Source organism: Streptomyces sp. NPDC015125, assembly GCF_043080045.1.
Taxonomy (GTDB): Bacteria; Actinomycetota; Actinomycetes; order Streptomycetales; family Streptomycetaceae; genus Streptomyces.
The window spans coordinates 63,928-89,484 of the sequence record NZ_JBIBVF010000018.1 but is presented as its reverse complement, the minus strand read 5'-3'; the positions used below and the strand labels follow the sequence as shown (position 1 = coordinate 89,484).

The 25,557-nt window shown below is 71.9% G+C and carries 26 protein-coding genes, 1 pseudogene and 1 riboswitch; of the genes and pseudogenes, 15 read left to right on the top strand and 12 right to left on the bottom strand.

The window, feature by feature from the left end:
* Positions 1 to 14 precede the first annotated feature (14 nt).
* Entirely contained in the window at positions 15 to 794 is a 780-nt protein-coding gene (locus ACF088_RS29485) for a cobalt-precorrin-6A reductase (protein WP_392378903.1), read from the top strand.
* A gap of 135 nt (positions 795 to 929) precedes the next feature.
* Here ACF088_RS29485 and ACF088_RS29480 read toward each other — a convergent pair whose 3' ends face one another.
* Positions 930 to 1,157, bottom strand: a complete 228-nt coding sequence (locus ACF088_RS29480; RefSeq protein ID WP_392378902.1) for a hypothetical protein — start codon at positions 1,155 to 1,157, stop codon at positions 930 to 932.
* A gap of 131 nt (positions 1,158 to 1,288) precedes the next feature.
* Between ACF088_RS29480 and ACF088_RS29475 the strand changes: the two genes are divergently transcribed.
* From ACF088_RS29475 to ACF088_RS29450, 6 genes are all read left to right on the top strand, one after another.
* Entirely contained in the window at positions 1,289 to 2,113 is an 825-nt protein-coding gene (locus ACF088_RS29475; protein WP_392378901.1) for a helix-turn-helix domain-containing protein, read from the top strand.
* Complete coding sequence (locus ACF088_RS29470) at positions 2,110 to 2,319, top strand: DUF397 domain-containing protein (RefSeq protein WP_392378900.1); 210 nt, start codon at positions 2,110 to 2,112, stop codon at positions 2,317 to 2,319. Before ACF088_RS29475 ends, ACF088_RS29470 begins: the two co-directional genes overlap by 4 nt.
* Positions 2,320 to 2,341: 22 nt before the next feature.
* Positions 2,342 to 2,551 carry a DUF397 domain-containing protein gene (locus ACF088_RS29465; protein ID WP_392378899.1) on the top strand — a complete coding sequence of 70 codons (210 nt, stop codon included), beginning with the start codon at positions 2,342 to 2,344 and terminating at the stop codon, positions 2,549 to 2,551.
* Between the two features lie 62 nt (positions 2,552 to 2,613).
* Positions 2,614 to 2,871, top strand: a complete 258-nt coding sequence (locus ACF088_RS29460; protein ID WP_392378898.1) for a hypothetical protein — start codon at positions 2,614 to 2,616, stop codon at positions 2,869 to 2,871.
* A complete protein-coding gene (locus ACF088_RS29455; protein WP_392378897.1) occupies positions 2,868 to 3,248 on the top strand; it encodes a hypothetical protein in 381 nt (126 codons plus the stop codon). The genes ACF088_RS29460 and ACF088_RS29455 overlap by 4 nt, the downstream gene beginning before the upstream one ends.
* Positions 3,249 to 3,480: 232 nt before the next feature.
* Entirely contained in the window at positions 3,481 to 4,290 is an 810-nt protein-coding gene (locus ACF088_RS29450) for a hypothetical protein (protein WP_392378896.1), read from the top strand.
* Between the two features lie 100 nt (positions 4,291 to 4,390).
* Here the strand turns inward: ACF088_RS29450 and ACF088_RS29445 are convergent, their stop codons facing one another.
* The 3 genes from ACF088_RS29445 to ACF088_RS29435 form a co-directional block, all read right to left on the bottom strand.
* Positions 4,391 to 6,058 (bottom strand): precorrin-2 C(20)-methyltransferase, encoded by a 1,668-nt coding sequence (locus ACF088_RS29445; RefSeq protein WP_392378895.1) that lies wholly within the window; start codon positions 6,056 to 6,058, stop codon positions 4,391 to 4,393.
* 2 nt (positions 6,059 to 6,060) lie between these two features.
* Positions 6,061 to 6,693 carry a precorrin-8X methylmutase gene (locus ACF088_RS29440; protein WP_392378894.1) on the bottom strand — a complete coding sequence of 211 codons (633 nt, stop codon included), beginning with the start codon at positions 6,691 to 6,693 and terminating at the stop codon, positions 6,061 to 6,063.
* 168 nt (positions 6,694 to 6,861) lie between these two features.
* Positions 6,862 to 8,349, bottom strand: a complete 1,488-nt coding sequence (locus ACF088_RS29435; RefSeq protein ID WP_392378893.1) for a cobalamin biosynthesis protein CobG — start codon at positions 8,347 to 8,349, stop codon at positions 6,862 to 6,864.
* A 167-nt stretch (positions 8,350 to 8,516) separates the two neighbouring features.
* A riboswitch (cobalamin riboswitch) is annotated at positions 8,517 to 8,643 on the top strand.
* Between the two features lie 37 nt (positions 8,644 to 8,680).
* Between ACF088_RS29435 and cobN the strand changes: the two genes are divergently transcribed.
* The 3 genes from cobN (at position 8,681) to ACF088_RS29420 (ending at position 13,793) form a co-directional block, all read left to right on the top strand.
* Positions 8,681 to 12,283 carry a cobaltochelatase subunit CobN gene (gene cobN, locus ACF088_RS29430; protein WP_392378892.1) on the top strand — a complete coding sequence of 1,201 codons (3,603 nt, stop codon included), beginning with the start codon at positions 8,681 to 8,683 and terminating at the stop codon, positions 12,281 to 12,283.
* 169 nt (positions 12,284 to 12,452) lie between these two features.
* Positions 12,453 to 12,725: a DUF1876 domain-containing protein gene (locus tag ACF088_RS29425; protein WP_392378891.1), complete on the top strand. Its 273-nt coding sequence runs from the start codon at positions 12,453 to 12,455 to the stop codon at positions 12,723 to 12,725.
* 510 nt (positions 12,726 to 13,235) lie between these two features.
* Entirely contained in the window at positions 13,236 to 13,793 is a 558-nt protein-coding gene (locus ACF088_RS29420; protein WP_392378890.1) for a CGNR zinc finger domain-containing protein, read from the top strand.
* 201 nt (positions 13,794 to 13,994) lie between these two features.
* On the opposite strand, the gene ACF088_RS29415 is transcribed toward ACF088_RS29420, so the two are convergent.
* From ACF088_RS29415 to ACF088_RS29400, 4 genes and pseudogenes are all read right to left on the bottom strand, one after another.
* Positions 13,995 to 15,323 carry an LCP family protein gene (locus ACF088_RS29415; protein WP_392378998.1) on the bottom strand — a complete coding sequence of 443 codons (1,329 nt, stop codon included), beginning with the start codon at positions 15,321 to 15,323 and terminating at the stop codon, positions 13,995 to 13,997.
* Between the two features lie 372 nt (positions 15,324 to 15,695).
* Positions 15,696 to 15,950, bottom strand: coding sequence for a hypothetical protein (locus ACF088_RS29410; RefSeq protein WP_392378889.1), 255 nt, complete (start codon positions 15,948 to 15,950; stop codon positions 15,696 to 15,698).
* 142 nt (positions 15,951 to 16,092) lie between these two features.
* Entirely contained in the window at positions 16,093 to 17,058 is a 966-nt protein-coding gene (locus ACF088_RS29405) for a M56 family metallopeptidase (RefSeq protein ID WP_392378888.1), read from the bottom strand.
* 189 nt (positions 17,059 to 17,247) lie between these two features.
* A pseudogene (locus tag ACF088_RS29400) lies at positions 17,248 to 17,655 on the bottom strand (BlaI/MecI/CopY family transcriptional regulator); the annotation flags it as partial.
* 186 nt (positions 17,656 to 17,841) lie between these two features.
* On the opposite strand from ACF088_RS29400, the gene ACF088_RS29395 reads away from it, so the two are divergent.
* From ACF088_RS29395 to ACF088_RS29380, 4 genes are all read left to right on the top strand, one after another.
* On the top strand, positions 17,842 to 18,417 hold the full coding sequence (locus ACF088_RS29395; RefSeq protein ID WP_392378887.1) for a TerD family protein: 576 nt from the start codon (positions 17,842 to 17,844) through the stop codon (positions 18,415 to 18,417).
* 305 nt (positions 18,418 to 18,722) lie between these two features.
* Positions 18,723 to 18,998 (top strand): hypothetical protein, encoded by a 276-nt coding sequence (locus ACF088_RS29390; protein WP_392378886.1) that lies wholly within the window; start codon positions 18,723 to 18,725, stop codon positions 18,996 to 18,998.
* Positions 18,995 to 19,981 carry an acyl-CoA desaturase gene (locus ACF088_RS29385; protein WP_392378885.1) on the top strand — a complete coding sequence of 329 codons (987 nt, stop codon included), beginning with the start codon at positions 18,995 to 18,997 and terminating at the stop codon, positions 19,979 to 19,981. Before ACF088_RS29390 ends, ACF088_RS29385 begins: the two co-directional genes overlap by 4 nt.
* The gene (locus ACF088_RS29380) at positions 19,978 to 20,415 is read left to right on the top strand and encodes a DUF5994 family protein (RefSeq protein WP_392378884.1); all 438 of its coding nucleotides are present in this window, start codon (positions 19,978 to 19,980) and stop codon (positions 20,413 to 20,415) included. The genes ACF088_RS29385 and ACF088_RS29380 overlap by 4 nt, the downstream gene beginning before the upstream one ends.
* Positions 20,416 to 20,619: 204 nt before the next feature.
* Here ACF088_RS29380 and ACF088_RS29375 read toward each other — a convergent pair whose 3' ends face one another.
* Genes ACF088_RS29375 through ACF088_RS29360 form a run of 4 tightly spaced genes read right to left on the bottom strand, consistent with a single transcriptional unit; the run spans position 20,620 to position 24,508 of the window.
* Positions 20,620 to 21,384, bottom strand: a complete 765-nt coding sequence (locus ACF088_RS29375) for a response regulator (RefSeq protein WP_392378883.1) — start codon at positions 21,382 to 21,384, stop codon at positions 20,620 to 20,622.
* Positions 21,377 to 22,705, bottom strand: coding sequence for a sensor histidine kinase (locus ACF088_RS29370; RefSeq protein ID WP_392378882.1), 1,329 nt, complete (start codon positions 22,703 to 22,705; stop codon positions 21,377 to 21,379). Before ACF088_RS29370 ends, ACF088_RS29375 begins: the two co-directional genes overlap by 8 nt.
* Before the next feature lie 53 nt (positions 22,706 to 22,758).
* On the bottom strand, positions 22,759 to 23,559 hold the full coding sequence (locus tag ACF088_RS29365; RefSeq protein ID WP_392378881.1) for an ABC transporter permease: 801 nt from the start codon (positions 23,557 to 23,559) through the stop codon (positions 22,759 to 22,761).
* Positions 23,560 to 23,569: 10 nt separating this feature from the next.
* Positions 23,570 to 24,508 (bottom strand): ABC transporter ATP-binding protein, encoded by a 939-nt coding sequence (locus ACF088_RS29360; protein WP_392378880.1) that lies wholly within the window; start codon positions 24,506 to 24,508, stop codon positions 23,570 to 23,572.
* A gap of 365 nt (positions 24,509 to 24,873) precedes the next feature.
* Here ACF088_RS29360 and ACF088_RS29355 point away from each other — a divergent pair, with 365 nt between their 5' ends.
* Positions 24,874 to 25,386: a DUF6344 domain-containing protein gene (locus ACF088_RS29355; protein WP_392378879.1), complete on the top strand. Its 513-nt coding sequence runs from the start codon at positions 24,874 to 24,876 to the stop codon at positions 25,384 to 25,386.
* The last annotated feature ends 171 nt before the right edge of the window (positions 25,387 to 25,557 follow it).

Here is a 25,557-nt window from a genome sequence, read left to right as displayed (position 1 = left end):
GGAACCCACATCCCATGCCCGACGCAGCCCGACCGCCACGCCACGTACTGATCCTCGGCGGTACGACGGAAGCCCGCCGCCTGGCCGCCGCCCTGACGCCGGAGCCGTCGTTGCGCGTGACGACCTCGCTCGCCGGCCGGGTCGCGGCGCCGCGGCTGCCCGACGGGGAGGTGCGCATCGGCGGGTTCGGCGGCCCCGAGGGCCTCGCCCGCTGGCTGCGCGCGCACGCGGTGGACGCGCTCATCGACGCCACCCATCCTTTCGCCGACACGATCAGTCACAACGCGGCCCTGGCCGCCGCCACCGCCCATGTTCCCCTGCTCGCCCTCCGCCGGCCCGGCTGGGTACCGGGACCCGGCGACACGTGGCACCGGGTCACCTCCCTGGACGAGGCCGCCGCCGCCCTCCCGGCCCTCGGCACCCGCGTCTTCCTCACCACGGGCCGCATGGGCCTGTCCCACTTCGCCCACCTCACCGACCTCTGGTTCCTCGTCCGCTCGGTCGACGCCCCCGAGCCGCCGCACCCACCCCGTATGGAGGTGCTGCTCGACCGCGGCCCCTTCACGCTGGAGGGCGAGCGGGAACTCCTCCGGGAGCACCGCATCGACGTCCTGGTGACCAAGGACAGCGGCGCCGCCGCGACCGCCGCCAAGCTGACGGCGGCGCGGGAGGCCGGGGTGCCCGTGGTGGTCGTACGGCGCCCGCCGCTACCGGAGGGCGTGCCGGTGGCGGCGGACCCGGACGAGGCCGTGAACTGGGTCCGCCGTCTTTTCAGTGAGGCCAATGCACACTGAAGTGATTGGCCTCGCGGACTCTTTTCGCTAATTCTTCGCGGCGTCGTGCTGATTCCGCGGGCTCGTCATCACGGCGGCCGTCCGCGTCGTCACGGCCGGGTTCGCGGGCACTCGGGGATTCGCCCGCCTCCGTCTTCACGGGGCGGACGTCCGCACTGCCTCCGCGAGCCGCCGCGCGACCTCCGGGGTGCACCGCCCCAGCTCCACCAGCGGCCGCGGAAAGTGATCCGCCAGCGAGACCGGGTCCACGGCCAGCGACGGCAAGGTGATCCCCGAGCCCTTCAGCGCCGTCCGCAGTTCGCCGCACGCCTGCTCCGCGTCCCTGAGCTTCCCGGCCGCCGGACCGCGTTCCGCCATTCCCATATTTCCTCTTCTCCGTTCGGATCCTGACTGGGCTGCGAAAGCCCTTTCACGGTCCTAGAGTCGTCAGAACGGGGCACCGCCAAAAGGGAGTTGGCGTTGCCGTCGGAACGGGACAACAAGGGGATCGGGGAATGGTCGAAAAGAATTCCGAGGAGGACGAGGGATCGGCCCGCTGGGTCCTCGCCTGCGAACTCCGCCGGTTAAGGGAAGCGTCGGGCAAATCACTGGCCCAGCTCGCCGAGGAGACCAACTACGACCGCACCTACCTGCACCGCCTGGAGACCGGCGAACGTCTCTCGAAGCTGCCGGTCATGGAGGCGCTGGACCGGGTCTACGGCACGGGCGGGCTGCTGGTGCGGCTGTGGAGGCTGGCGCGCCTGGATGCGTTCAAGGACAAGTACCGGGAGTTCATGAAGTACGAGGCGAAGGCCACGATCATTCACAAGTACGCGGTGGTCGTCCCTGGTCTCCTGCAGACCGAGGGCTTCGCCCGGTTCGTGCTGTCGTCGTCTCCAACCTGCAAAGGTCCGGACGAGCTTGAGGACGACGTCGCCGCTCGCATCGCCAGGCAGGAACTGTTGTGCCGCACCCCTCCACCCAGTGTCCGGATCATTCTCGACGAGGCGGTTCTGCGGCGTCCGGCGCCTGACTCCACGGTCTGGCATGACCAGCTCGCCCGAATCGAGGACGCAGCCAAAGCGCCGACCATGACGATCCAGGTGCTTCCGCTGTCTGTCGGCGTGCAGGGTCTCACCGGCGGGCCGCTCTCGCTGCTCTGGATGGCGGACGGCAGCGCTGTTGCCTACCTGGAGGGCAACAGATCAGGGGAGTTGGTCGAAGATCCAGCAGAAATCGAGCGATACCGACTGTCCTACGATCGCCTGCGGGACGCGGCGCTGCCGCCGTGTGACTCATCCACATTCATCCGGCAGTTGGTGGAGGACAGCAGGCCATGAAGACGAACCCCGACCTGGCAGGTGTTGCATGGCGCAAGAGCAGCTACAGCGACGGAGGAGAGGACAACTGCGTCGAGGTCTCCGACGGCTTCCCCGGCGCCCTCCCCGTCCGTGACAGTAAGTACCCAGAAGGCCCGGTGCTGCTCTTCCCTGCCGCCGTTTGGTCGGACTTCATAGGTGGTGTGAGGGCTGACCGGCTCCGCTGAGGCGACTGGAGGGCAGCACGCCATGAGCACCATCCCTGATCTGGTCGGCGCCGTGTGGCGCAAGAGCAGCTACAGCAACGGCGGCGACGCCAACTGCGTCGAGGTCTCCGACGGCTTCCCCGGTGCCGTGCCGGTCCGTGACAGTGAGGCCCCGACCGGTGGTGTGCTGCTGTTTCCGGCGGCTGCATGGTCGGCGTTCGTAGCCACCCTGAAGGGCGGTCGGCTCGGCTGAGACGGAGCGGTAGGGTACGGGTACGTACCCGTACCCCTGGTGCTTCGGAAAGGAGCGCGACGATGTCCGATGCCAATGTCCGTATTCCCGTGGAGGCCAAGGACCGGCTCGCCGCGATAGCGGCCGCCGAGGGCCTGTCGCTACGTGCCTATCTGGCCCGGCTGTCGGAGACCCTACTGACCCCGGCTGAGCGTGCGGAGCGTGCCGAGAAGGCCCGCACGGCGCTGAAGAAGTGGAACGGGTACGCCCCGACCGCTGGGGAGCAGCAGGACCTGGACACTGAGCTCGACCGGCGTCTGGCCCAGGTGACCGGCCGGTGAGCGACGCCCTGCACATCGTCCTGGACGACACCGCGATGACCGCGGCCGGCCAGGGCGACGTTCTCGCCTCCCGCCTCATCCACCGTGCCCACGCCGAATCCGGCTGGTACCTCTACGCGCCGACGTGCGCGCTCGTCGAAGCCGACCGCGCACGGCCCGGCACTGCCGAGCACCTTGCCGCCCTGCCCGGCATCACTGTCCTGGACCTGGACCTGCCTGCCGCGCTGGCGATAGCGGGACAGGAGACGTGGGCCGCGGCCCACAGTCACTACGCAGCTCAGCCCACGGCCGACCGTCCCGACGGAGCGATCGTCGCCACCACCGCTCCGAAGCGGTGGCATGGCGAACCGGTCCGCGTCCTGGACCTCAACGCTTGAACGCACGACTTGGGCCCGGGGTATCGCCTTCGGTTCGCCAGCAAGGCAGCCACCAAACAAGAAGTGCGCGAACAGCAGCAAGCACCAGTGGCGCACCGTGATCGACGTCGACCTCATCGGCGTTGCCGACTCGCCGGAGAAGGCCTACACGAAGCCGGTCACGGTCAAGTGCGGCGTCTGATTTTCTAGTTCGGCCATTCCATCCGCTTGATCCTGATCCAGGAGTACGACCATGAGCGATACCGGTCCGGGCGCCACCCTCATCGTGGGACTGCACGGGGTACTGGACCGGTATCCCTGGATCGACCGGGTGAGCGCCGAGTTCGACCTCGACGAGGACGTCTTCAGCCTCGCCGTGAAGCGGGCGTCCGCCTACGCCTGGAGCTCCACCGCCCTCACGGACAAGCCCGCCGACAACCTCTGGGACCACCACGACGCGGACGGCGACTGGACGCAGGACGGCCAGGTCCGTCAGCTGGCCTGGCTGCAGTCGTCGCTTCCGCGGCCCGTGAACACTCCGGGCAAGAAGCAGCGCGCCCGCCGTCTCCCGATCCTGCCCGTCATCACGGTCCTCTCGGACGCGCTGCGCCGCGTCGGCACCGTCCGCCTCACCGGCACACACGCCCTCGTGCCGCTGCACCGCGCCGGGGACGCCCGGATCGAACTCGCCGAAGTGGCCGACTGGTTCGCCCTCGCCGACCCGTCCGGCGCGGCCTCGCTGACGGTCACCGTGTCCGCCCTGCCGTCGGCCAACCTCGCCGCGCGGGCCGCCGAGATCCGCGAAGCGGCACGTGAACGCACGTATCAGCACATGACGGTGGAGGTCTTCAAGCCCGCCGGCACGGCGACTCCGGGGCTCGCCCGCCCTCTCGCCGGGGAGGTGCAGGCCGAGGACATGCGCCGGGCGCTCGCCTTCCGCTGCGGCGTGCGCGAGTGGTCCACGGATGTGGCCGCGTGGACGACGGAGGTGTTCGCGGACTCGATCCGGGCGGTGACGGGACTCTCGGGCCTGATCCTCATCACGGTCTCTGCGGAGGTCTGAGATCCGTGGGCAGGGGATGCATCTCCATGCATCCCCCACGCGGATGCATGGAGATGCGTCCCCCACGCGCTGAGGCCGACGGGGCTCGGAAAGCCCCGGCTCACCCCTCCGGATACCTCCGCGGCGTCCACACGACCTCGGTGCCGTCGTCGCGCCGTACCGCCTGGGTCTGGGACGAGCCGACGATCAGGAGGGTGCGCATGTCGACCTGGAGCGGGTCGAGGTCGGCCAGGCGCACCGTGCGGACGGACTCCTCGGGGCCGCCGATGTCGCGGGCGAGGATGACCGGGGTATCGGGGGCGCGGTGTTCCAGGAGGAGTTCGCGGGCCTTGCCGACCTGCCAGGTGCGGCTGCGGGAGCCGGGGTTGTAGAGGGCGAGGGCCAGGTCGGCGGAGGCCGCCGCGTGGAGGCGTTCGGCGATGACTTCCCAGGGCTTGAGGCGGTCGGAGAGGGAGATGACCGCGTAGTCGTGGCCGAGCGGGGCGCCGGCCCGGGCGGCGGCGGCGTTGGCGGCGGTGACACCCGGGAGGACCCGTACGGGGATCGCGCGGTACGGGTCCTGGGAGGCGACCTCCAGGACGGCGCTGGCCATGGCGAAGATGCCCGGGTCGCCGCCGGAGACCACGGCCACCCGGTGGCCGCGCCGGGCCAGGTCGAGGGCGAGTTCGGCGCGTTCGGACTCGACCTTGTTGTCGGAGGCGTGGCGGCGCTGGCCGGGGCGCAGCGGGACACGGTCCAGGTAGGTGGTGTAGCCGACGAGGTCTTCGGCGGCGGCGAGGGCGCCGCGGGATTCGGGGGTCAGCCAGAGGGGGCCGGCCGGGCCGGTGCCGACGACGACCACCTCGCCGGGCCCGTCGGGTGAGGGGACCGACTCGCCGGTGCCGTCCGGCGATGCGGCTGTCTGGTCGCGGCTGTCGGGTGTCGCGGTCACCTCATCGGCGCCGACGGGCGATGCGGCCACCTCACCGAGGCCGGGCGACGCCACCGCCGCCGGCGGCAGGTCCGCGATGCGGCTCGGTACGACGCTGACCGAGAAGTACGGGACCGTCTCCGCGTCGATGTCCGCCAGCTTCCGGGTGCGCTCGCCGGACATCGTGGCGCGTTCGACGTAGTGGGCCTCGGGGAGGCGGCCGGAGCGTTCCATGGCGCGGCGGACGGTGGGGAAGGTGCGGCCCAGCTTCATGACGACGGCGGTGTCGGTGGAGGCCAGACGGGCGGTGAGTTCCTCCTCCGGGAGCGTGCCGGGGAGGATCGTCAGGACCTCGTCGGCCTCGGCGAGCGGCTTGCCCAGGCGGGCCGCGGCGGCGCTGATGGAGGTGACGCCGGGGATGACCTCGGTCGGGTAGCGGTGGGCCAGCCGCTTGTGCATGTGCTGGTAGGAGCCGTAGAAGAGTGGGTCGCCCTCGGAGATGACGGCGACGGTGCGGCCGGCGTCGAGGTGGGCGGCGAGGCGGGCCGCCGCGGACTCGTAGAACTCGTCCAGCGCGCCCCGGTAGCCGCCGGGGTGGTCGGTCGACTCGGTGGTGACCGGGTAGACCAGCGCCTCCTCGATGTGGTCGGCGCGGAGGTGCGCGGCGGCGATGGAGCGCGCGATCGAGCGTCCGTGCCGGGCACTGTGGTACGCGATGACATCGGCCCCGGCGATGACCTCGACCGCCCGGACCGTCATCAGGGACGGGTCGCCGGGGCCGAGGCCGACCCCGTAAAGGCGGCCCGGGCCGGCCGTTGTCGGGACGCTGCCGTCACCGGTTGCCTGCTGCTCGCTCACGCTTACTCTTCCTCGCTTGCCATGGCGTTGATCGCGGCCGCGGCCATGGCGCTGCCGCCACGGCGTCCGCGCACCACGAGGTGGTCCAGCTTCGACGGGTGGGCGATCAGCGCGTCCTTGGACTCGGCGGCGCCGATGAAGCCCACGGGTATGCCGATGACGGCGGCCGGGCGGGGCGCGCCTTCCTCGATCATTTCGAGGAACCGGAAGAGGGCGGTGGGGGCGTTGCCGAACGCGACCACGGCGCCTTCCATCCGGTCCCGCCACAGTTCCAGGGCCGCGGCGCTGCGGGTGGTCCCCGTCCGGGCGGCCAGCTCCGGGACCGAGGGGTCGGTGAGCGTGCACAGCACGTCGTTGTTCGCCGGCAGCCGCTTACGGGTGACGCCGCTGGCGACCATGTTGGCGTCGCAGAGGATCGGCGCACCGGCGCGCAGTGCCGCGCGGCCACGGGCCACCACCTCGGGGGTGAAGGCCAGATCGCGTACCAGGTCGACCATGCCGCAGGCGTGGATCATGCGAACCGTGACCTGGCTGACGTCGGCGGGCAGGCCGGCGAGGTCCGCCTCGGCGCGGATGGTGGCGAAGGACTGGCGGTAGATCGTCGCCCCGTCCTTCTCGTAGTCGAACGCGGTCACTCTGGCCTCGGGGGTGTCGGGTGCGGGAGGGCTCGGGTGGTTCGGGTGGTTCGGGTGGTGCACATGGCTTGGTGGTTCAGGTGGTTCAGGTGGTTCAGGTGGTTCACATGGCTTGGGTGGCTTGGGTGGTTCATGGGGCTTCGGGGTGGTGCAGGGGCTTCGGGGTGTTCATGGGGCCGGGGGCGAGGACGTTGCGGCGTGTGTGGAGGCGGAGGCGGTGCCTGAGGCGGGCGGTGCGGTGTCCGGCTCCACCAGTGCTACCCGGTAGCCCTCCGCCGTGGCCAGCACGTCGACCCAGGTGCCGTGCGGATGACCGCAGCGGCGTTCGCAGCCGGACCAGTAGACGGGGAGGCCGTCGGGGGCGGGGCCGGTGGGCGGTCCGGCCGGGACGGCCGCACCGGCGGTGAGCGCGGCCGTGGCGTCGGCGCGTACGTCGGTGCGGGACTTGGCGCAGCCGGGGCGGCCCGTACAGGCGCCGAGCCGGTGCCAGGGGGAGGCCGGGTCGGTGATCAGTCCGGCGGCGGTGAGCTCCGCCAGCCGGCGGGGTGCCGCGGCGGCCGGCAGTCCGGGCAGCACGATGCCGCGCCACGGGGTGAGGCGCAGTGCGCCGGAGCCGTCGCCTTCGGCGATCGCGGTCAGCAGCCGCCACTGGGCGACCGACAGCCGGCCCAGTGGCGCCAGGACCGAGAGCGCCCGGACGCCGTCGGGCCCCTCGACGATGCCGGGGGCGCCGGAGTCCGCGTACTGCGGGGCGTGCGGCGGGGAGGTGCGGGCGCCGGGTGCGGGCGCCTCGGCCACGTACGCGGCCTCGATGCCCGCCGACCGCAGTGCCTCCGCCACCTCCCGGGCCGTGAGCCGGTGCCCGTCCGGGAGTTCGCGGACCCGCCAGGCGCCGCTGCCGCTCGCCCCGGCGGCGGTCAGGAAGGCCCCGGCGGCGGTGAGCGCGGCGCGCGGTACGTCCGGGCCGGCGATCCGCAGCGCCGCCGGATCGTCGCCGACCCGCAGCAGGGCGCTGCCGACCGGGCCGGGCCGGCCCCTGTCCGCTTCCGCTTCCGCTTCCGCTTCCGCTTCCGCTTCCGCTTCCGCTTCCGCTCCCGCTCCCGCTTCCGTTCCCGCTTCCGCTCCCGGTTCCGCTCCCGCTTCTGCGAGCAAGCTCACATCTCCGCCGAGCGCCGCCACATCGCCCCGCCCGTCGTCCAGAACGAACAGGAAACGGCCCGAGAGGGCGGTCGCCCACTCGCTCGCACAGAGCAGTGTGTCCAGCTCACGGGCCCACCGCCGCACGTCAGGAGGGGTGTGCCGGTCCAGTCCGGCGAGCGGGGAGGCAAGGATGTTGCGGATGCGTTCATGGCGCTCGGAGGGCAGTAGACCCGCGTCGCGCAGCAGAGCGGCGAGGCGGCCGCCGCAGCCCTCCGCAAGGCCGCGGAGCTCGACGTTGCCGCGGGAGGTGAGGGAGAGGTGACCGTCGCCGAGCAGCTCTGCGGCGTCGGCCAAGACGGCCGCCTGACGGTCCGTCAAATCCCCGGCCGGCAGCCGGACGCGGGCGAGGTGGCCGTCGGCGGCCTGGTGCAGCCGCAGCGCTCCCGGGCAGGCGTCACCGCGGGCGCGCAGCGGCGGTGCGGCGGCCTGGGGCCGTGTCGAGGGGGAGGGCGGCATGGCCGCGAGCATACCCACGGGGGTGGGCACCGATCCGGGCCGGATCCGGCCGTGCACCCGGCCCGCCGCGTGCGCGCCCCCGTCCTGCCGCGGGTTGCCCGGAGGCCCGCTTACCTCGCCCGCCCATAGCCCTTACTATGCAGGTCGGTGGGTCGGCTGGCCCACCGGACGCCAGCGACGGCGCAGGGTCCACGACCCTGGGGAGGAAGCCCGGTGAGAATCCGGCGCGGTCCCGCCACTGTGAACCCGGCAACTGCCGGGCGAGCCAGGAACTCCCGCCGTCCTTACGACCACCCGGGGCGCGGACACCCCGAGGAAGGCCTGCGCTCGCATGCTTCTGCTGCTGTCGACCTCCGACACCGACCTGCTCAGTGCCCGCGCGGCCACGGGCCCGGTGCCGTACCGGCTCGCCAACCCCTCCCGTCTCGACGTCGCCGAGCTTCCTGCCCTGCTGGAGGGCTGCGACCTCGTCGTCGTACGCCTCCTCGGGGGCATCCGCGCCTGGGAGGAGGGCCTGGAGGTGCTGCTCGCCGAGGACCAGCACCGGCCGGTCGTCGTCCTCACCGGTGAACAGGCCCCCGACGCCCAGCTCATGGAGCAGTCGACGGTCCCGGTCGGCATCGCGGCCGAGGCGCACGCCTACCTCGCGCACGGCGGGCCCGCCAACCTCGACCAGCTCGCCCGCTTCCTCTCCGACACGGTGCTGCTGACCGGCCACGGCTTCGAGCCGCCGGAGCCCGCCCCGTCCTGGGGCCCGCTGGGGTGGGAGGCCCGCAACGAGACCGGCCCGCTGGTCGCCGTGCTCTACTACCGCGCCCACCACATGAGCGGGAACACCGGCTTCGTACGGACCCTGTGCGAGCAGATCGAGGCGGCGGGTGGTCGGGCCCGCCCGCTGTTCGTCGCCTCCCTCCGCGCCCCCGAGCCGGAACTGATCGAGGAGCTGCGGGCCGCCGACGCCCTGGTCACCACGGTCCTCGCCGCAGGTGGCACCAAGCCCGCCGAGGCGTCCGCCGGCGGCGACGACGAGTCCTGGGACGCGGGTGCGCTGGCCGCCCTCGACGTACCGATCCTGCAGGCCCTGTGCCTGACCGGGCCGCGCAGCGCCTGGGAGGAGAACGACGAGGGCCTCTCACCGCTGGACGCCGCCTCACAGATCGCCGTCCCCGAGTTCGACGGCCGGCTGATCACCGTTCCGTTCTCCTTCAAGGAGGTCGACGAGGACGGTCTGCCGGTGTACGTCGCGGACCCCGAGCGCGCCGCCCGGGTCGCCGGGATCGCCGTCCGCCACGCCCGGCTGCGCCACATCCCGGCCGCGGACAAGCGGCTCGCCCTGGTGCTGTCGGCGTACCCGACCAAGCACTCCCGGATCGGCAACGCGGTCGGCCTGGACACCCCGGCCAGCGCCGTGGCCCTGCTGCGCCGGCTGCAGGCCGACGGTTACGACTTCGGCAGCGAAGAGGTCCCGGGCCTGGTGTCCGGCGATGGCGACGAGCTGATCTACGCCCTCATCGAGGCCGGCGGCCACGACCAGGAGTGGCTCACCGAGGAGCAGCTCGCCCGCAACCCGGTCCGCATCCCGGCCGCCGACTACAAGCGCTGGTACGCCACGCTCCCGCAGGAGCTCCGGGACTCGGTCGAGGAGCACTGGGGGCCGCCGCCCGGCGAGATGTTCGTCGACCGGAGCCGCAACCCCGACGGCGACATCGTGCTGGCCGCCCTGCGCCGCGGCAATCTCCTGATCCTCATCCAGCCGCCGCGCGGCTTCGGCGAGAACCCGATCGCGATCTACCACGACCCCGATCTGCCGCCCTCGCACCACTACTTGGCGGCGTACCGCTGGATCGCGGCCTCCGCGGACGACGGCGGGTTCGGCGCGGACGCCATGGTCCACCTGGGCAAGCACGGCAACCTGGAGTGGCTGCCCGGCAAGAACGCCGGCCTCTCCGCGGCCTGCGGCCCGGACGCCGCCCTCGGCGACCTCCCGCTCGTCTACCCCTTCCTGGTCAACGACCCCGGCGAAGGCACCCAGGCCAAGCGCCGGGTGCACGCCACCCTCGTCGACCACCTCGTCCCTCCGATGGCCCGCGCCGAGTCCTACGGCGATATCGCGCGCCTGGAGCAGCTCCTCGACGAGTACGCGGCGATCTCCGCCATGGACCCGGCCAAGCTGCCCGCGATCCGCGCCCAGATCTGGACGCTGATCCAGGCCGCCAAGCTCGACCACGACCTGGGGATGGACGAGCGCCCCGACGACGACGGCTTCGACGACTTCCTGCTGCACGTCGACGGCTGGCTGTGCGAGGTCAAGGACGCCCAGATCCGCGACGGTCTGCACGTCCTGGGCGGTGCGCCCACCGGCGAGGGCCGGGTCAATCTCGTCCTCTCCATCCTCCGCGCCCGCCAGATCTGGGGCGGTACCTCCGCCCTGCCCGGTCTGCGGGAGGCGCTCGGTCTCGACGAGTCCGCAGCCACCCGGACGACCGCCGACGCGGCCGAGGAGACCGCCCGCGGCCTGGTCCAGGCGATGGAGGACGCGGACTGGGATCCGGCGGCGGTGTCCGGCATCGCCGAGGGACACCCGTCCGCGGTCGCCGACATCCTCGACTTCGCCGCCCGCCAGGTCGTCCCGCGCCTCGCCGCCACCACCGACGAGATCGACCACGCGGTGCACGCGCTGAACGGCGGCTTCGTCCCGGCCGGGCCCTCCGGATCCCCGCTGCGCGGCCTGGTCAACGTCCTCCCGACGGGCCGCAACTTCTACTCCGTCGACCCCAAGGCCGTCCCCTCCCGCCTCGCCTGGGAGACCGGCCAGGCCCTCGCCGACTCCCTTCTGGAGCGCTACCGCAGCGACAACGGCGACTGGCCGCAGTCGGTCGGCCTGTCCCTGTGGGGCACCAGCGCGATGCGGACCAGCGGCGACGACGTGGCCGAGGCCCTGGCCCTGCTGGGGGTCCGCCCCGTATGGGACGACGCCTCGCGCCGGGTCAACGGCCTGGAGCCGATCGCCCTCGCCGAACTCGGCCGCCCCCGTATCGATGTCACGCTGCGCATCTCCGGCTTCTTCCGCGATGCGTTCCCGCACGTCATCGGCCTGCTCGACGACGCCGTACGGCTGGTCGCCGGACTGGACGAGCCCGCGGAGTCCAATTTCGTCCGCGCCCACGCCCAGGCCGACCTGGCCGAGCACGGTGACGAGCGGCGCGCCACCACCCGCATCTTCGGCTCCCGCCCGGGGACGTACGGCGCGGGCCTGCTCCAGCTGATCGACTCCCGTGACTGGCGCACCGACGCCGACCTCGCCGAGGTCTACACCGTCTGGGGCGGCTACGCCTACGGCCGCGGTCTCGAAGGCCGCCCGGCCCGGGACGAGATGGAGACCGCCTACAAGCGCATCGCGGTCGCCGCCAAGAACACCGACACCCGCGAGCACGACATCGCGGACTCCGACGACTACTTCCAGTACCACGGCGGCATGGTCGCCACCGTCAAGGCGCTCAAGGGCAAGGCCCCCGAGGCGTACATCGGTGACTCGACCCGTCCCGAGACGGTCCGCACCCGCACCCTGGTCGAGGAGACCTCCCGGGTCTTCCGCGCCCGGGTGGTCAACCCCCGCTGGATCGAGGCGATGCGCCGCCACGGCTACAAGGGCGCCTTCGAACTCGCCGCGACCGTGGACTACTTGTTCGGCTACGACGCCACCACGGGCGTGGTCGCCGACTGGATGTACGACAAGCTCGCCCAGACCTACGTCCTCGACCCGGAGAACCGCGACTTCCTCCAGGAAGCCAACCCCTGGGCCCTGCACGGCATCGCCGAACGCCTCCTGGAGGCCGAGTCCCGCGGTATGTGGGAGAAGCCGGACGCCGAGACGCTGGCGGCGCTGCGGCAGGCGTTCCTGGAGACCGAAGGGGAGCTGGAGGGGGAGGACTGACGGACGCGGCGGCGGGGGCGCCGCCGCACTGCCCGGGCCCGCCTGATGCCGCGGCATCAGGCGGGCTTCGCGGTGATGCCCCCGCCCGGGTGCGGCCCGCCAGCGCCGGTGCGAGGATTTTTGTGGGGGCGGTTCATGTGCTGCCCCTGGGCGGACGAGGAGGCTTCCGGTGACTGGCACGAAGACATGGAACGCCGAGATCAGCATCACCGAGACCGACAACGAGGTCCGGGCCGAAGCCAGGCTGCGCGGCAAGGAAGGCGGGCAGCTGGTCGGCCAGGGAGAGGCCCGCTGTAACCCCGCCGACCAGAACGTCCCGGCCATCGGGGACGAGCTGGCGGTGTCACGGGCGATGTCGGACCTCAGCCATCAGCTGCTGCAGCGCGCCGCGCACGACATCGAAGTGCACACCGCCCGGCCGGTGGAACGCCTGCGCGCCTGAGGGGGCCGTCGGCACACCGGACGCCGTCCGGCAGACAGGCCCGGCGGCGTCGGCGGCATGTCCTGCCTGTCCTGCCTGTCCTGCATGCCCTGCCGGTCCTGCATGCCCTGCCCGGCACGCCGATCCGGCCGGTCTGACGGGGCTCCTCCCGGCACACACCGCTTGCTGCCGGCCGTTCGCCGTTCGCTGCTCGCCGTTCGCCGCTCGCCGTTCGCCGCTCATGTAATGGTTGTATGTACTTGACCCATGACCGCACGCTGGCGGACATGGCACGAATCCCAGATGCGCAGTGTGAACCGTGGTGGTGTCCCGCATGCGGCCTCTCCTACGAAGACTGCCGACCGATCGACTCCTGCCGACCGATCGACTCCTGCCGACCGATATCGGAACACCTCACGTCCGAGGGAATGGTGCGGTACCTGTGGTGCCACACCAGTGGATGGCTCATCGCCCGCTCCGACGTTCAGCTGATCCAGGTGAGCCCGGGCGGAAGGCGCCCCACCACGGACCGTGGGGTTCCGTGACAGCCGGGACGGTCACGTGAAGCAAAATCACTACGGCCGTCTCGGGGCTGTGCTGTCGGCCGATTTGATCAATCTGCCCGAGATGAGCGCGGCAAGCGTGCAAGGCCTGTTGGAGGCGCATGAGATTCGCCGCCCGGCAGTCGTCGATGCCGATGTGGACGGCTTTCGACGGTGGCGGGATCAACTGGCCCGCGTTTTCGGTTCCGCCGATGCGGCCGAGCAGTGCTCGGCCGTGAACGACCTGCTGGTGGCGGCGACCATCCGTCCCTGGGTGACCACCCATGACGGCCTCCAGCCCCATCTTCATTTCGTACCCGACTCGGCCGACGTGCTCTCCCGGGTCAAGGCGGTCACCGCGGGTGGCCTTGCCTTCGTCCTGTGCTGGGAAGGGGGAGCACGGCTCGGGCGATGCCTGCGCGCCGAGTGCTCCCGCGCCTATGTGGACACGTCCAGGAACGGGCGACGGCGGTACTGCACAGCACGCTGCGGGAACACCGAAGCAGTGATGCGGCATCGTTCCCGGTACCCGGGCGGCAAGCCGTAGAGGCCGTTCAGCCGCTGCGCCGACGGAGCCCGGTGAGGACCGCGGCGATGACGGCACGGCCAGGCGATGACGGCACGGCCAGGCGATGACGGCACGGCCAGGTGATGACGGCACGGGCCAGGGGGAAAGCCCTCATCGGCTCAAGATTCCGCACGCAGCCGGGACCTGCCTCACCCTCCACCACCTGCGGGGCCGGAACACCTAGGGCATGTCCGCCGGGAAGTCCGGTCCGATCGTCAGCGTCACCGCGCCCGGTGCCGCCGCGGCCGACTCCGTGGCCTTGGTGCCGGGGAGGCGGGAGGCGAGCACCGCGCTCTGCGTCTTGAGCGCGGCCGGGTAGCTGACGGTGGTCTTGTCCGTCGCCGGGGCGTTGCCGGTGGCGACGACCGTGAAGCCGAGCTTGCGGAGCTGGTCGGCGGCGGAGGCCGCGCGGCCGGGTGTGCCGGTGCCGTTGAGCACCCGGACCTGCACGGAGCGGGCCGTCACCGGGTTCTTTGCGGCCTCGGCGAGCTTCTGCTTTCCGGCGGCGCCGATCTCGCGGTCGTGCGCCAGATCGCTGAACAGCCCGCCGGCCTGCGGGTATTGCCACACGACATTGGCCTTGTCGGTGGGGACGTCGGCCTCGCGGTAGTAGTTGGGGACGGTCAGGAAGGTGAGGCGGTCGGTGGGGATGTCCTTGACGGTCGCGGCCAGGTCGTAGAGCGGCTTGATACCGGCCAGGTCGTTGTCGGTGGTGAGGGACTTGGTGGCCGAGTTCAGGAAGCCGTAGAGCTCGCCGGGGCTGGTGAGCTTGGACTGGGCCTTGGCGCCCAGCGCCTTCATGAATTCCTGCTGGCGGCCGATGCGGCCGAGGTCGGAGCCGTCGCCGACGCTGTAGCGGGTGCGGACGTAGCCGAGGGCCTTCTCGTCGCGGACGTTCTGGCAGCCCGCGTCCATGTCGAGATGGGCCTTCTTGTCGTGGATGGCGTGCTTGGGGCAGACCTCTATGCCGCCCAGCGCGTTGACCATGCCCTTGAAGCCCTGGAAGTCGACCGAGGTGAAGTGGTCGATGCGCAGCCCGGTGTTCTTCTCGACGGTCTTGATGGTGCAGGCCGCGGCCTTGCGGATGTCGCCCGAGTCACCGCCGATCGAGAACGCCTCGTTGATCTTGAAGTGGTGCGGGGACGACTTCGAGCCGTTGCCCTGGGTGCAGGCGGGGATCTGCACCCAGGAGTCCCGGGGGAACGACAGCGCGGTGGCCCACTTACGGTCGGCGGCGATGTGCAGCACCATCAGGGTGTCCGACTGCATGGTGGTGAGGTTCTTGCCGTACTTGGCGTTGGCGCCCGCGCGGCTGTCGGAGCCGACGACCAGGATGTTCTTGGAGCCGGGGCTGAGGTTGACCGGCCGGGCGCCGTCGACCCCGATGTCCACGCCGTGGATATTGCCGTCCAGGTGCTGGTAGACCCACGCCCCGACGCCTGCCGTGCCGAGCAGCAGCACACCGAGCGCGCCACCGGTCCAGGCGAGGATGCGGCCGCGGCGGGTCATCCGCAGCTTGCCCGTACCGCCCGAGGCACCGGAGCCGTCGCCGGAGCTGCGGGCGGAGCCGGGCGCCGTGCGGCGCGAGCCGGCGCGGGAGCCGCCGGTGGTACGGGACGATCCGGATGCGCTGCCGGTGCCCCGCCGGGCCGTCTGCTGATGCGTCTGCCTGTCATGCACGCCGATGGCCCTTCTGGTCCTTCTGATACTGGTGAGGCGAGCGGTGCTCTAGGGGGGAGGGCGCAGCAGCGGCGGCCGACGGTGCCGGCTGTGTCGGTGGTGCTGACCGTGTCGGCGGTGCTGACGGTGTCGGCAGTGCTGACGGGGCTGATGGGGCCGGCGGTGCGGTCAGTGTCGGCTGTGGGGGCAGGAGGGGGCGGGTCAGATGCCGGTGCTGGGCAGCAGCAGTATGGACTCGGGGTCGTAACGCAGCCACTGCGGACACGCGCTTGCGCTCCCGGGAAGGGTGCGCAGCCGGCACCACAACTCGCCCGCGCCGTCCGTCCACCAGGCGTTGATCCGGCCCAACGTCCACTTGCCGTCCGGGTATTGGACCTCCACCGGCTGATAGACCCATCGCACCTCCGCCTCTGGAGGCGGGCAGTCCCAGGTCAGGAGTCCGCACCTCGTTGCCATCTCCCCCTCCGGCTACGCCTGTTGCGCATCTGCGCGCCACTCTACCGGGAAGATCTACAGCGTTGTAGAAGTTGTCCGGTGCGGGGTACGCACAGCGCGGTGCGCCGTGCGTGCCCGGTGAGGGTCAAGGGTCAGTGTGCCCCTAGAGGGGCGTTGCCGCCTTCAGAACAACGAACAGCGCAACCGCGGCGTTGAGCGCGGAGACGGCGGAGGCTGCCGTGCCCGCCGCGGCGACCAGGGCCGCCAGACCGGCCGGGGTCAGTGCCGGCGGCCAGTGGCGGGCCGGCGGTACGGGCCCGAGCAGCGCCACCACCCGGCGCGGCACCGGGCCCGGTTCGGGCGCCGCGAAGTGCGCCAGCTCCGGTTCCGGCGCGGACCGGGTGACCAGCGCCGCCTTGCCCACCGCACGCGCGGTCAGCCGCCGGTCGCCGACCACCTGCGCCGCCTCCTCGTCCGCCCAGCGCTCGGTGGCGAAGGCGACCGCGGAACGCAGCGGCAGCAGCAGCGGGTTGACGCAGCCGGCCAGGCGTACGGCGAGCAGATAGCGATGGTGGCGGCAGTGCAGGTGGGCGCGCTCATGGGCGAACAGGGCCCGCCGCTCGTCGTCGTCCAGGCTGCACAGCATCCCGCGGGAGACCGCGACCCGGCCGGGACTGGCGGGCCGCCCGGGGCGGGCCGGGGTGCCGGGCACGGCGTAGGCGTAGGGCTCGTCGTCCGGCAGCACCGCGGGATCGGCGTCGGCCGGCAGCCCGTTCAGCGCACGGTGGGTACGGGCCAGGATGCGGCGGTGCCGGCGCAGCGCCGCGCCGCACACGGTGAGCGCGGCGGCCAGCAGGGGGATCGCGGCGACGCCCGCGACCTCGGCGAACGGGACCGCGGCCCGCACTTGCGGGTCCGACCAGCCGTCGGGCAGTGGGTTGCCCCGCAGTTGGGCGGTGCCGACGACCACCAGCAGGCCCAGGCAGAGCGTGCTGCACAGGCCGAGGACCGCGGCGAGCAGAGACAGCAGACGGGTGGTGGCGCGGGGGTGGAGGTGCTGCTCCGCGAGCCGGGCGATCGGCAGCGCGGTGAGCGGCAGGACCAGCGGCAGGAACACGAAGACGCCCACCGGTCAGCCTCCGCGCGCTTCGTCCGAGGGGTGGTGCCGTCCGGGGGCCGGGGCCATGGGCGGGGGCGGGGCCGCGCCGGGCTCCTCGGTGCGGGGCGGGCCCTCGGCGGTCGGGGGGCCGTCGGCCGTGGTGGGGCCGTCGGCGGTCGCGGGGGCACCGGCCGTCGGGGGGCCGTCGGCCGCAGTGGGGCCGTCGTCCGCATCGCGGTCGAGGAGGGTGCGCAGCAATTGCTCGTCGTGCGTGGAGAGCGCGGAGACAAAGCTGGTCAGTACGGCGTCCCGGTCCGGTTCGCCGTCCAGGACGCGGCGCATCCGCAGTGCGGCGAGCCCGGCCTCGTCGGCCGCCGGGGTCCAGACGTAGGCACGGCCGGCCCGCTCGCGGGTGACGGCCTGCTTGGCGTGCAGCCGGGACAGGATCGTCATCACGGTCGTGTAGGCGAGGTCGCCGCCGAGCCGTTCCTGTACCCAGGCGGCGGTGGCCGGTCCCGGTGAGTGGTGCAGCGCCGCCAGCACCTGGGCCTCCAACTGGCCCTGCCCCCGCCTGCGGGCGCGCTCCCGTCCGGAGCCGCCGAAGTTCCCGAAGGCCTTCCCGCCCATGCTGTCGCCTCCCGTCGCTCCGGGTGTCCCGCCGGCCGGGACGTCGGGGCATCTTACTGAGCGGCCGGATCCGGGCGGTGGTCCGCTCGCCTCGTCGCCGGACACCACGGACTCCGGCCGCTTACTTCTACACTCCTGTAGATTTTGAGGCTCACCCGGAATGCAGGCAACACCTGGAGGGAAGCCATGGGAGTCTCGCTGGCCAAGGGCGGCAACGTCTCGCTGTCGAAGGAAGCGCCCGGACTGACCGCGGTCACGGTCGGCCTCGGCTGGGACGTACGGACGACGACGGGCGCGGATTACGACCTGGATGCCAGCGCGCTGCTGTGCACCGAGGCGGGCAAGGTCGTCTCTGACGCCCACTTCGTCTTCTACAACAACCTCACCAGCCCCGATGGCTCGGTGCGGCACACCGGTGACAACCTGACCGGCGAGGGCGAGGGGGACGACGAGTCCGTCGAGGTCACGCTGTCCACGGTGCCCGCCGAGATCGCCAAGATCGTCTTCCCGGTCTCCATCCACGACGCCGAGAGCCGGGGGCAGAGTTTCGGCCAGGTCCGCAACGCCTTCATCCGCGTCGTCAACCAGGCGGACGGGGCGGAGCTGGCCCGCTATGACCTGAGTGAGGACGCTTCGACCGAGACCGCGATGGTCTTCGGGGAGCTCTACCGGAGCGGTGCGGAGTGGAAATTCCGCGCCGTGGGCCAGGGGTACGCATCCGGCCTGGCGGGTATCGCGGCGGACTTCGGCGTCAACGTCTGAGCGGGAGACCCCGGCGTCGGGGGAGGGGTGGAGGCAGGGGCAGGGGCGGGGGCGGAGGGAGGGCGAACTCTACAGCTTTGTAGAGTTCGCCCAGTCCTGTCTCACATTGTCCCGTCCCGTCCCTCGCCGCACCCCCTCCCGCCCATAACTGCTCATAAGGGGATGTACCGGCCCCCGCGGGGTACCTTGGAAACACCGGATCGCCGTTGGAAGCACCGGAACGCCGAAGGATGCCGAGGGCGCCGAGGGTGCCTGGGGACGCCCAGGGATGCCCGGGGAGGCGCGTATTCGGTGAGGTGAGCACCATGCAGACTCTGTGGACCGTGGTCGTGCTGCTGGCGCTGGTCGCGCTGGGGGCGCTGTTCATCGCCCGGGTCAATTCCCAGGGAGCCGGACGGATGTCCCCCCACCGCTACGCGGACTGGAAGCAGTCGCTGCGGAACCGGAAGCACAAGCAGCCGCACGACGATGCCCACCCCGAACCGCCGGTGGCCGGACCCCCGGTGGCCGGACCGCCGGTGTCCGGACCCCCGGTGGCCGGACCCCCGACGCCACCGGACAAGGCAGGTGGCGAGCCATGACGTCCACCGCCCGAGGCGGTCCGTCGGCACAGGACTACGACGGGACCTCTCCGTTCCCCGAAAGCGGCACCGAGCCCCCGCCTGCCCCCGGTCGCCGGATGTACGTCACGGTGACCGCCGTCATCGTCATCGCCCCGTTCGTCGGCCTGGCCGTCGCCATCCCCCTCCTCTGGGGCAGCGTCGTCCACCTCACCGACCTCGTTCTGCTGGCCGTCTTCTACGTCATCAGCGGCCTGGGCGTCACCATCGGCTTCCACCGCGGCCTCACCCACGGCAGCTATACCGCCACCCCCGCACTGCGCGTCGCGCTCGCCCTCGCGGGTTCGCTCAGCTTCCAAGGCGATGTCATCGACTGGGTCGCCACCCACCGTCGCCACCACGCCTACACCGACCGGCCCGGCGATCCCCACTCGCCCTATCGCTACGGCACCAGCCTGCGCGGTCAGCTACGCGGACTGGTGTACTCGCACATCGGCTGGCTGTTCGGCAACGACCCCACCTCGCACCGGCGCTTTGCGCCCGATCTGCTCGCCGACCCCGGGATCCGCGCGGTCGACCGGGCGTTCCCGCTGCTGTGTCTGCTGACCCTCGGTCTGCCGTTCGGGCTGGGCTGGGCGCTCGGCGGCTCCTGGGTCACCGGGCTGACCGCTCTGCTGTGGGCCGGGTTCATCCGGATCGCGCTGCTGCACCACGTCACCTGGAGCGTCAATTCGCTCTGCCATGTCATCGGGGAGCGGCCGTTCCGCACCCGGCGCCACGACCGGGCGACCAACCTGTGGCCCCTGGCCCTGCTGTCGTTCGGTGAGAGCTGGCACAACCTGCACCATGCCGACCCGACCTGCGCCCGGCACGGCGTCGACCGCGGTCAGCTCGATGTGTCCGCCGCCGTCATCCGGCTCTTCGAACGTCTCGGCTGGGTCTGGGACGTTCGCTGGCCCGACCCCGCACGGGTGGCGGACCGCCGCGTCAGGAGCACCGCATGACCACCGCAGGGGATCCCCACCCAGCCCCTCCCCGGCAGCACGCGCAGCACGCGCCGCCCCTCGTCGCCCGTCTGACCATCGCCCCGCACACCGATACGGTGCGGTGCATCGACGGTGTCTGGTGGCCCCACTCGGCCGACCTGCTGGCGGAACTCCCCGAGCTGCTGGCCGCGCTCCCCTTCGACTGGCCCCGGATCACCCACGCGACGGTGAACGGTGCGCCCTGGTCCGCTCTCCCCGCCCACACCCTTGTCGAGGGCCATGTCGTCCGCCTGCGCAGAACCACCGGCCGTCCCGGCCCGGACACCATCTGCCTGGTCTCCCCCGGTCATGGCCGCTGGGACCTGCTGATCATCCCGCCCGGCACCCCCGAGCCCGAGGCCGTTCGCATGATGGCGGAGATGGCGCGCACGGGGGAGCTGGCACCGGCCTGAGCGGGCTCAACGGTCATGCGGCGGCCTGAGCGGGACCACCAGTCGTGAGCTGCCATATGGCAACGGGCAGTTGATTGTGGCCGTTTCACGTGAAACGACCGCAGCCAACTGCCCGAGGGTGAGGCCCACCGCCCGAGGGGTGAGGCCGCACCGGCCCGAGGGTGAGGCCGCACCGCGCGCCGGCGAGACCGCGCCGGGCTCCGGCTAGCCGAGAATCCCCCGGTCGTAGGCCACCGCCACCGCCGCGGCCCGGTCCTTTGCGCCCAACTTGCCGTAGATATGCGTCAGATGGGTCTTGACCGTCGCCTCGCTGATGAACAGCACGGCGGCGATCTCACGGTTCGAGGTGCCCTTGGCGACGAGTGCCAGGACCTCGCGCTCGCGGGCGCTGAGCGGTTCGTTGCCCGGTGACCTGACCCGTGAGACCAGACGGGAGGCGACCGCGGGCGAGAGCACCGTACGACCCTCGGCCGCCGCACGTACGGCCGTGAACAGTTCCTCGCGAGGAGTGTCCTTGAGGAGATAGCCGGTGGCGCCGGCCTCGATCGCAGGGAGGGTGTCGGAGTCGGTGTCGTAGGTGGTGAGCACCAGCACCTTGCAGCGCGGGGCCCGGCGCGCCAGCTCGATGATGGCCGCGACCCCGCCGCCGCCCGGCATCCGCAGATCCATCAGGACCACATCGGGGTCGAGGCGCGCGGCGAGTTCCACGCCCTCGATGCCGTTGCCGGCCTCGCCCAGCACCTCGAATCCGGAGGCGGAGGCGAACATGCCACGCAGACCGTCCCGGACGACGGGGTGGTCGTCGACGATGAGGACGGTGACGACGGCGGCCGGGCCGGTGCGTTCGGCCCGCCGCGTCCGGTCGGCCTGTTCGGCCCGCTCCGTCCGGTCGATCCGCTCGGGCAGCTCCACCTCGTCACTGTGCCCGATCCGCTCGGCCCGTTCGCTGTGCTCGGTGTGTTCAGCCATGGCGGACCAACGGTACGCGAGCAGAGACGGCTGTTCCCCGGCCCGGTTCGGACTCGATGTCGACGGCACCCGCGATCCGTTCCGCACGTGCCCGCATCCCGCCGAGGCCGAAGCCGCCGGTGTGCTCACGGGGCGGCAGCGCCGCCGGGTCAAAGCCACAGCCGTCGTCGCGGACGTCCAGCGTCACCTCGTCCCCCATGTACGAAAGGGTGACGCCGACCCGCGAAGCGGCCGCGTGCCGACGGGCGTTGGCCAGGCCCTCCTGGGCGATCCGCAGCAGGGTGGCCTCGACCTCGTCGTGCAGCGGCTCGGCGGTCCCGGTGACGGTGAACTCGGCGCGTACGCCCGCCACGGCCGACCATTCCCGGACGGTCCTGTGCAGGGCATCCGGCAGCGCTGCGTGCTCCAGCACTCCGGGGCCCAGGTTGTGCACGGAGCGGCGGGCCTCGCCGAGGCTTTCGCGGGCCAGCGCCACGGCCCGACGGGCGTGCCCGCGGGCGGCCACCGGATCGCTGCTCTCGGTGGCGGCCTCCAGCTGGGTGATGATGCCGGCCAGGCCCTGCGCGAGAGTGTCATGGATCTCCGCGGCCAGCCGGCGGCGCTCATCGGCGATGCCCGCCTCCCGCGCCTGGACGATGAGCTGGGCGTGGAGACCGACGTTCTCCTCCAGCGCCAACTCCAGCCGGGCGTTGGTGCGCTCCAGCTCGGCGATGGTGGCGGCCTTTGCCGCGGCGTGCTCGGCCTCCTGGACGGCGATCCGGCTGAAGATCAGTACGAGGGGGGCGTTGAGGACGTACAGCAGCCCGAATGCCACCCAGTTCACGGCGCTCGCCGGGGGCAGCCCACCGGACTGCGAACCGGCCATGATCACCGCGGTCGCCAGCAGCCCCACGCGTACGAAGCGCGGCGGCAGCAGGTGCCCGGCGTCGAAGTAGCCGAGGACTGCGTAGATCGCGAAAAAGGGGTTCAGCCAGGTCAGGGTGAAGGCCAGCAGAAAACGGACGAGGTAGTGGACCTGCCCGGCCGGTGCCTGCGCGGGCATCCGGTAGCCGGCCCGGCTCCACCACACCTGGAGCGCCAGCGCGGCCGCCACCAGTACCCCCGCTGCATATACCTCCTGTCCCGGCAGCAGCTGATCCGCCGACGCGGCCGAGGTCAGGACCCCGAGGCCGAGCAGGGGGTAGCCGCCCCACCGCCGGAAGTTGTGGTCCCATGCCTGCTGCGCGGAGCTACGCGGCTGCACGAGCGGGGGAGAGCTGCGCGGCATCTGTGGGCCGGCGACGGGCCCCGCCGTCCCGCCCTTGCTGTCGACGCTTGCCATGCGGGCAGTGTCTCCCGGACGGCGTGCGGACACCCATACTCCGGTTGCCACCCTCACTCCCACCGGAAGCGACGCCTGGCGATCCGGCCCAGTACGAGGGTCCACACCGCCGGCACCGCGAGATGCGACCAGTTGGGCCACTGACCGGACGAGGCCTGGGCGAGTGCCTGCGAGGCGGCGCCGAACGGCAGCAGCTGGACGATCTGCTGCAGCGTGTCCGACATCGACTGGACCGGAATCCACACGCCCGCCGTGAACATCATCGGGAAGAACACCGCCGTGCCGGCCACACTCGCCGCCTTGGTGGTCGGGGAGAGCGCGCAGAGCAGGCAGCCCAGGGCGAGCGCGCTGCACAGGGTCAGGCCGGCCGCCAGCACATAGCCGGCAAACTGCCCGGGCAGCGCCACACCGAAGGCGACCCGGCCGACGGTGAGCGCCAGCGCCATGGAAGCCACGATGGCCGTACCGTGCAGGGCGATCTGCGCACCGAGCAGCGCCGCGGGACGTACCGGGGTCGTCGACATCCGGCGCAGGATGCCGCGCTCCCGATAGCCCGTCAGCACCGCGGGCATCACCTGGATTCCGGTGGTGATCGCGGCGAGCAGCAGCGCCACCGGAACATACAGATCGATGGTCCGTTGGCCGCCCAGCGACGGATTGGCCTCCCGGAAGGAGGGGATCAAGCCGAGGATCGTCAGCAGCAGGGTCGGGAAGACCAGGATCCAGAACAGGGACCCGGGCTCGCGCAGGAACAGCCGGGCCTCGGTCTTCAGGACGGCGCGCGAGGCGGCGGCCCGGGCCTTCGGCGGGGCAGGCGTGTGTGCCGGGGCGGACGTGGTGGACGTGGTGGGCATGGCGGGCACCTCAGGCTTCCTGCGCGGTCAGATCGAGAAAGGCGTCGTCGAGCGTGGCGTCGCCGACCCGTAGTTGCCGGGCGGTGATGCGGTGCCGGGCCAGCAGGGAGATCACCGCGTCGACGGTGGCGTCCGTCCCGTGGATCATCAGCCGCTCTCCGGCGGACCCCGGCGCGCCCCGTCCGTCGGTCCCCCCGCTCCGTTCCACGGACCCGAGCTCCGGCAGCGCCGCCAGCTCGGCCGGGTCGAGCGGTGCCGACGGCGTGAAGGAGATGACGACGGACCGCGAGGCCTTGCTGATCAGACCCGCCGGGGTGTCCAGCGCGGCGACCCGGCCGCGGTCGATCACCGCGATCCGGTCGCACAGCCGCTGGGCCTCCTCCATGAAGTGCGTGACCAGCAGCACCGTCACACCGGAGGCACGCACCTCCTCGATCAGCTGCCAGGTGTCCCGGCGGGCCCGCGGATCGAGACCGGTGGTCAGCTCGTCGAGCACCACCACCCGCGGATTGCCGATCAGCGCAAGCGCGATGAACAGCCGCTGCTTCTGGCCGCCGGAGAGTTTGCCGAAGCGGGCGGAGAGCCGGTCGGTGAGGCTGAGCCGCTCGGTGAGCTGCCGCCAGTCGGCCGGGCGCGGATAGCAGGCGGCGTAGAGCTCCAGCGCCTCTTGCACGGTGAGCTTGTTCTGCAGCTCGCTCTCCTGGAGCTGGGAGCCCAGGATCTGGGTGACCCGGTCATGGTCGGCGACCGGATCCAGCCCGCCAACGCGCACCGTCCCGCCGTCCGGGACCCGAAGGCCCTCGATGCACTCGACGGTCGTCGTCTTCCCGGCGCCGTTCGGGCCGAGGACGCCGAAGATCTCTCCCTCCTGTACGGCGAAGGAGACCTCGTCGACCACGGCCCGGCCCCCGTAGACCTTGCGCAGCCCGGTGACTTCGATGATTGCCATAACCCGAGAATCCGCCCGCCGCACCCGGTGGCACATCGCCCATCCCGCTCGGAACGGCATCAACCGATCGGTTGACCGGAGGCTGCGACCCGCCGCCGGCCTGCCGCCCGACGGCTGTGGCTACTGCGTACGGGTGGTGTTCATCGGAAGAACGCCGATCCGGGGGCGTCGGTGCGTGAATCCTCCCATTGCGTACTCATCATAAGAAAACGCAACAGAAGCGACGCCATCCAAGCGGTGCACCGGAAGCGGCGCAACTGAAGCGAAGCAACCGAAGCGAAGCAACTGAAACAGCACAACGAAGCAGCACAACGAAGCAGACGCAACGGATCTCTCGGGGAGATCCTGACCGAAAGTGAGGGGCCATGGCTGCGACCAAGGTCATGAAGTTCTGGGCGGTGTGCCTTGCCATGCTGGGCAAGCTGCTGGCATCACTGGGTGTCTCCGCGGCGGCCTCGGCCGCGCGCCGGGATGCCGCACTGTACGAGCGGACCCTGGGCAACGGAGACGCGGGCACCGACGCCCCCGACGCCGAAGCCCCGGAGGCGGTGAGATGCGCCGCACCGGACCGCGGTCCGGGCACGGGAACCCCTGCCGTGCCCGCTCCGCGCGCCGTACCGCTGTACTGCCAAGCCGGCCCCGCCCGGCGGATGTTCGCCCGGCCCGAGCTGCCGCCGACGATCAAGCAGCGCATCAGCGCCGAGGCACATGGCACCTCGCCCGGTCTGCGCACCCGCCTGCGCTCCCGCACCGAGCCGACGGCAGACGAGTGCGCTGCCCCTGACGGCACCGGGCCGGACACCGGTGCCGAGGCGGACGCCCGCCCCGCGGACATTCCGGCGGCCCGCCGCCATGCGCACACCGCTCGCGCCGTCTGAACCGGGCGGCAGCCGTGCTGAAGCCGGTACCCGGCCCTGAAAAGGGCTCAACGACGCGTGACAGCTCCGCGCTCAGGAGACCGGACGCAGACGGATTCCACCGGATGCACACAGAGCCGATGCACACAGAGCCGATGCACACAGAGCCAATGCCCCGGAGCAGGCGCCCAC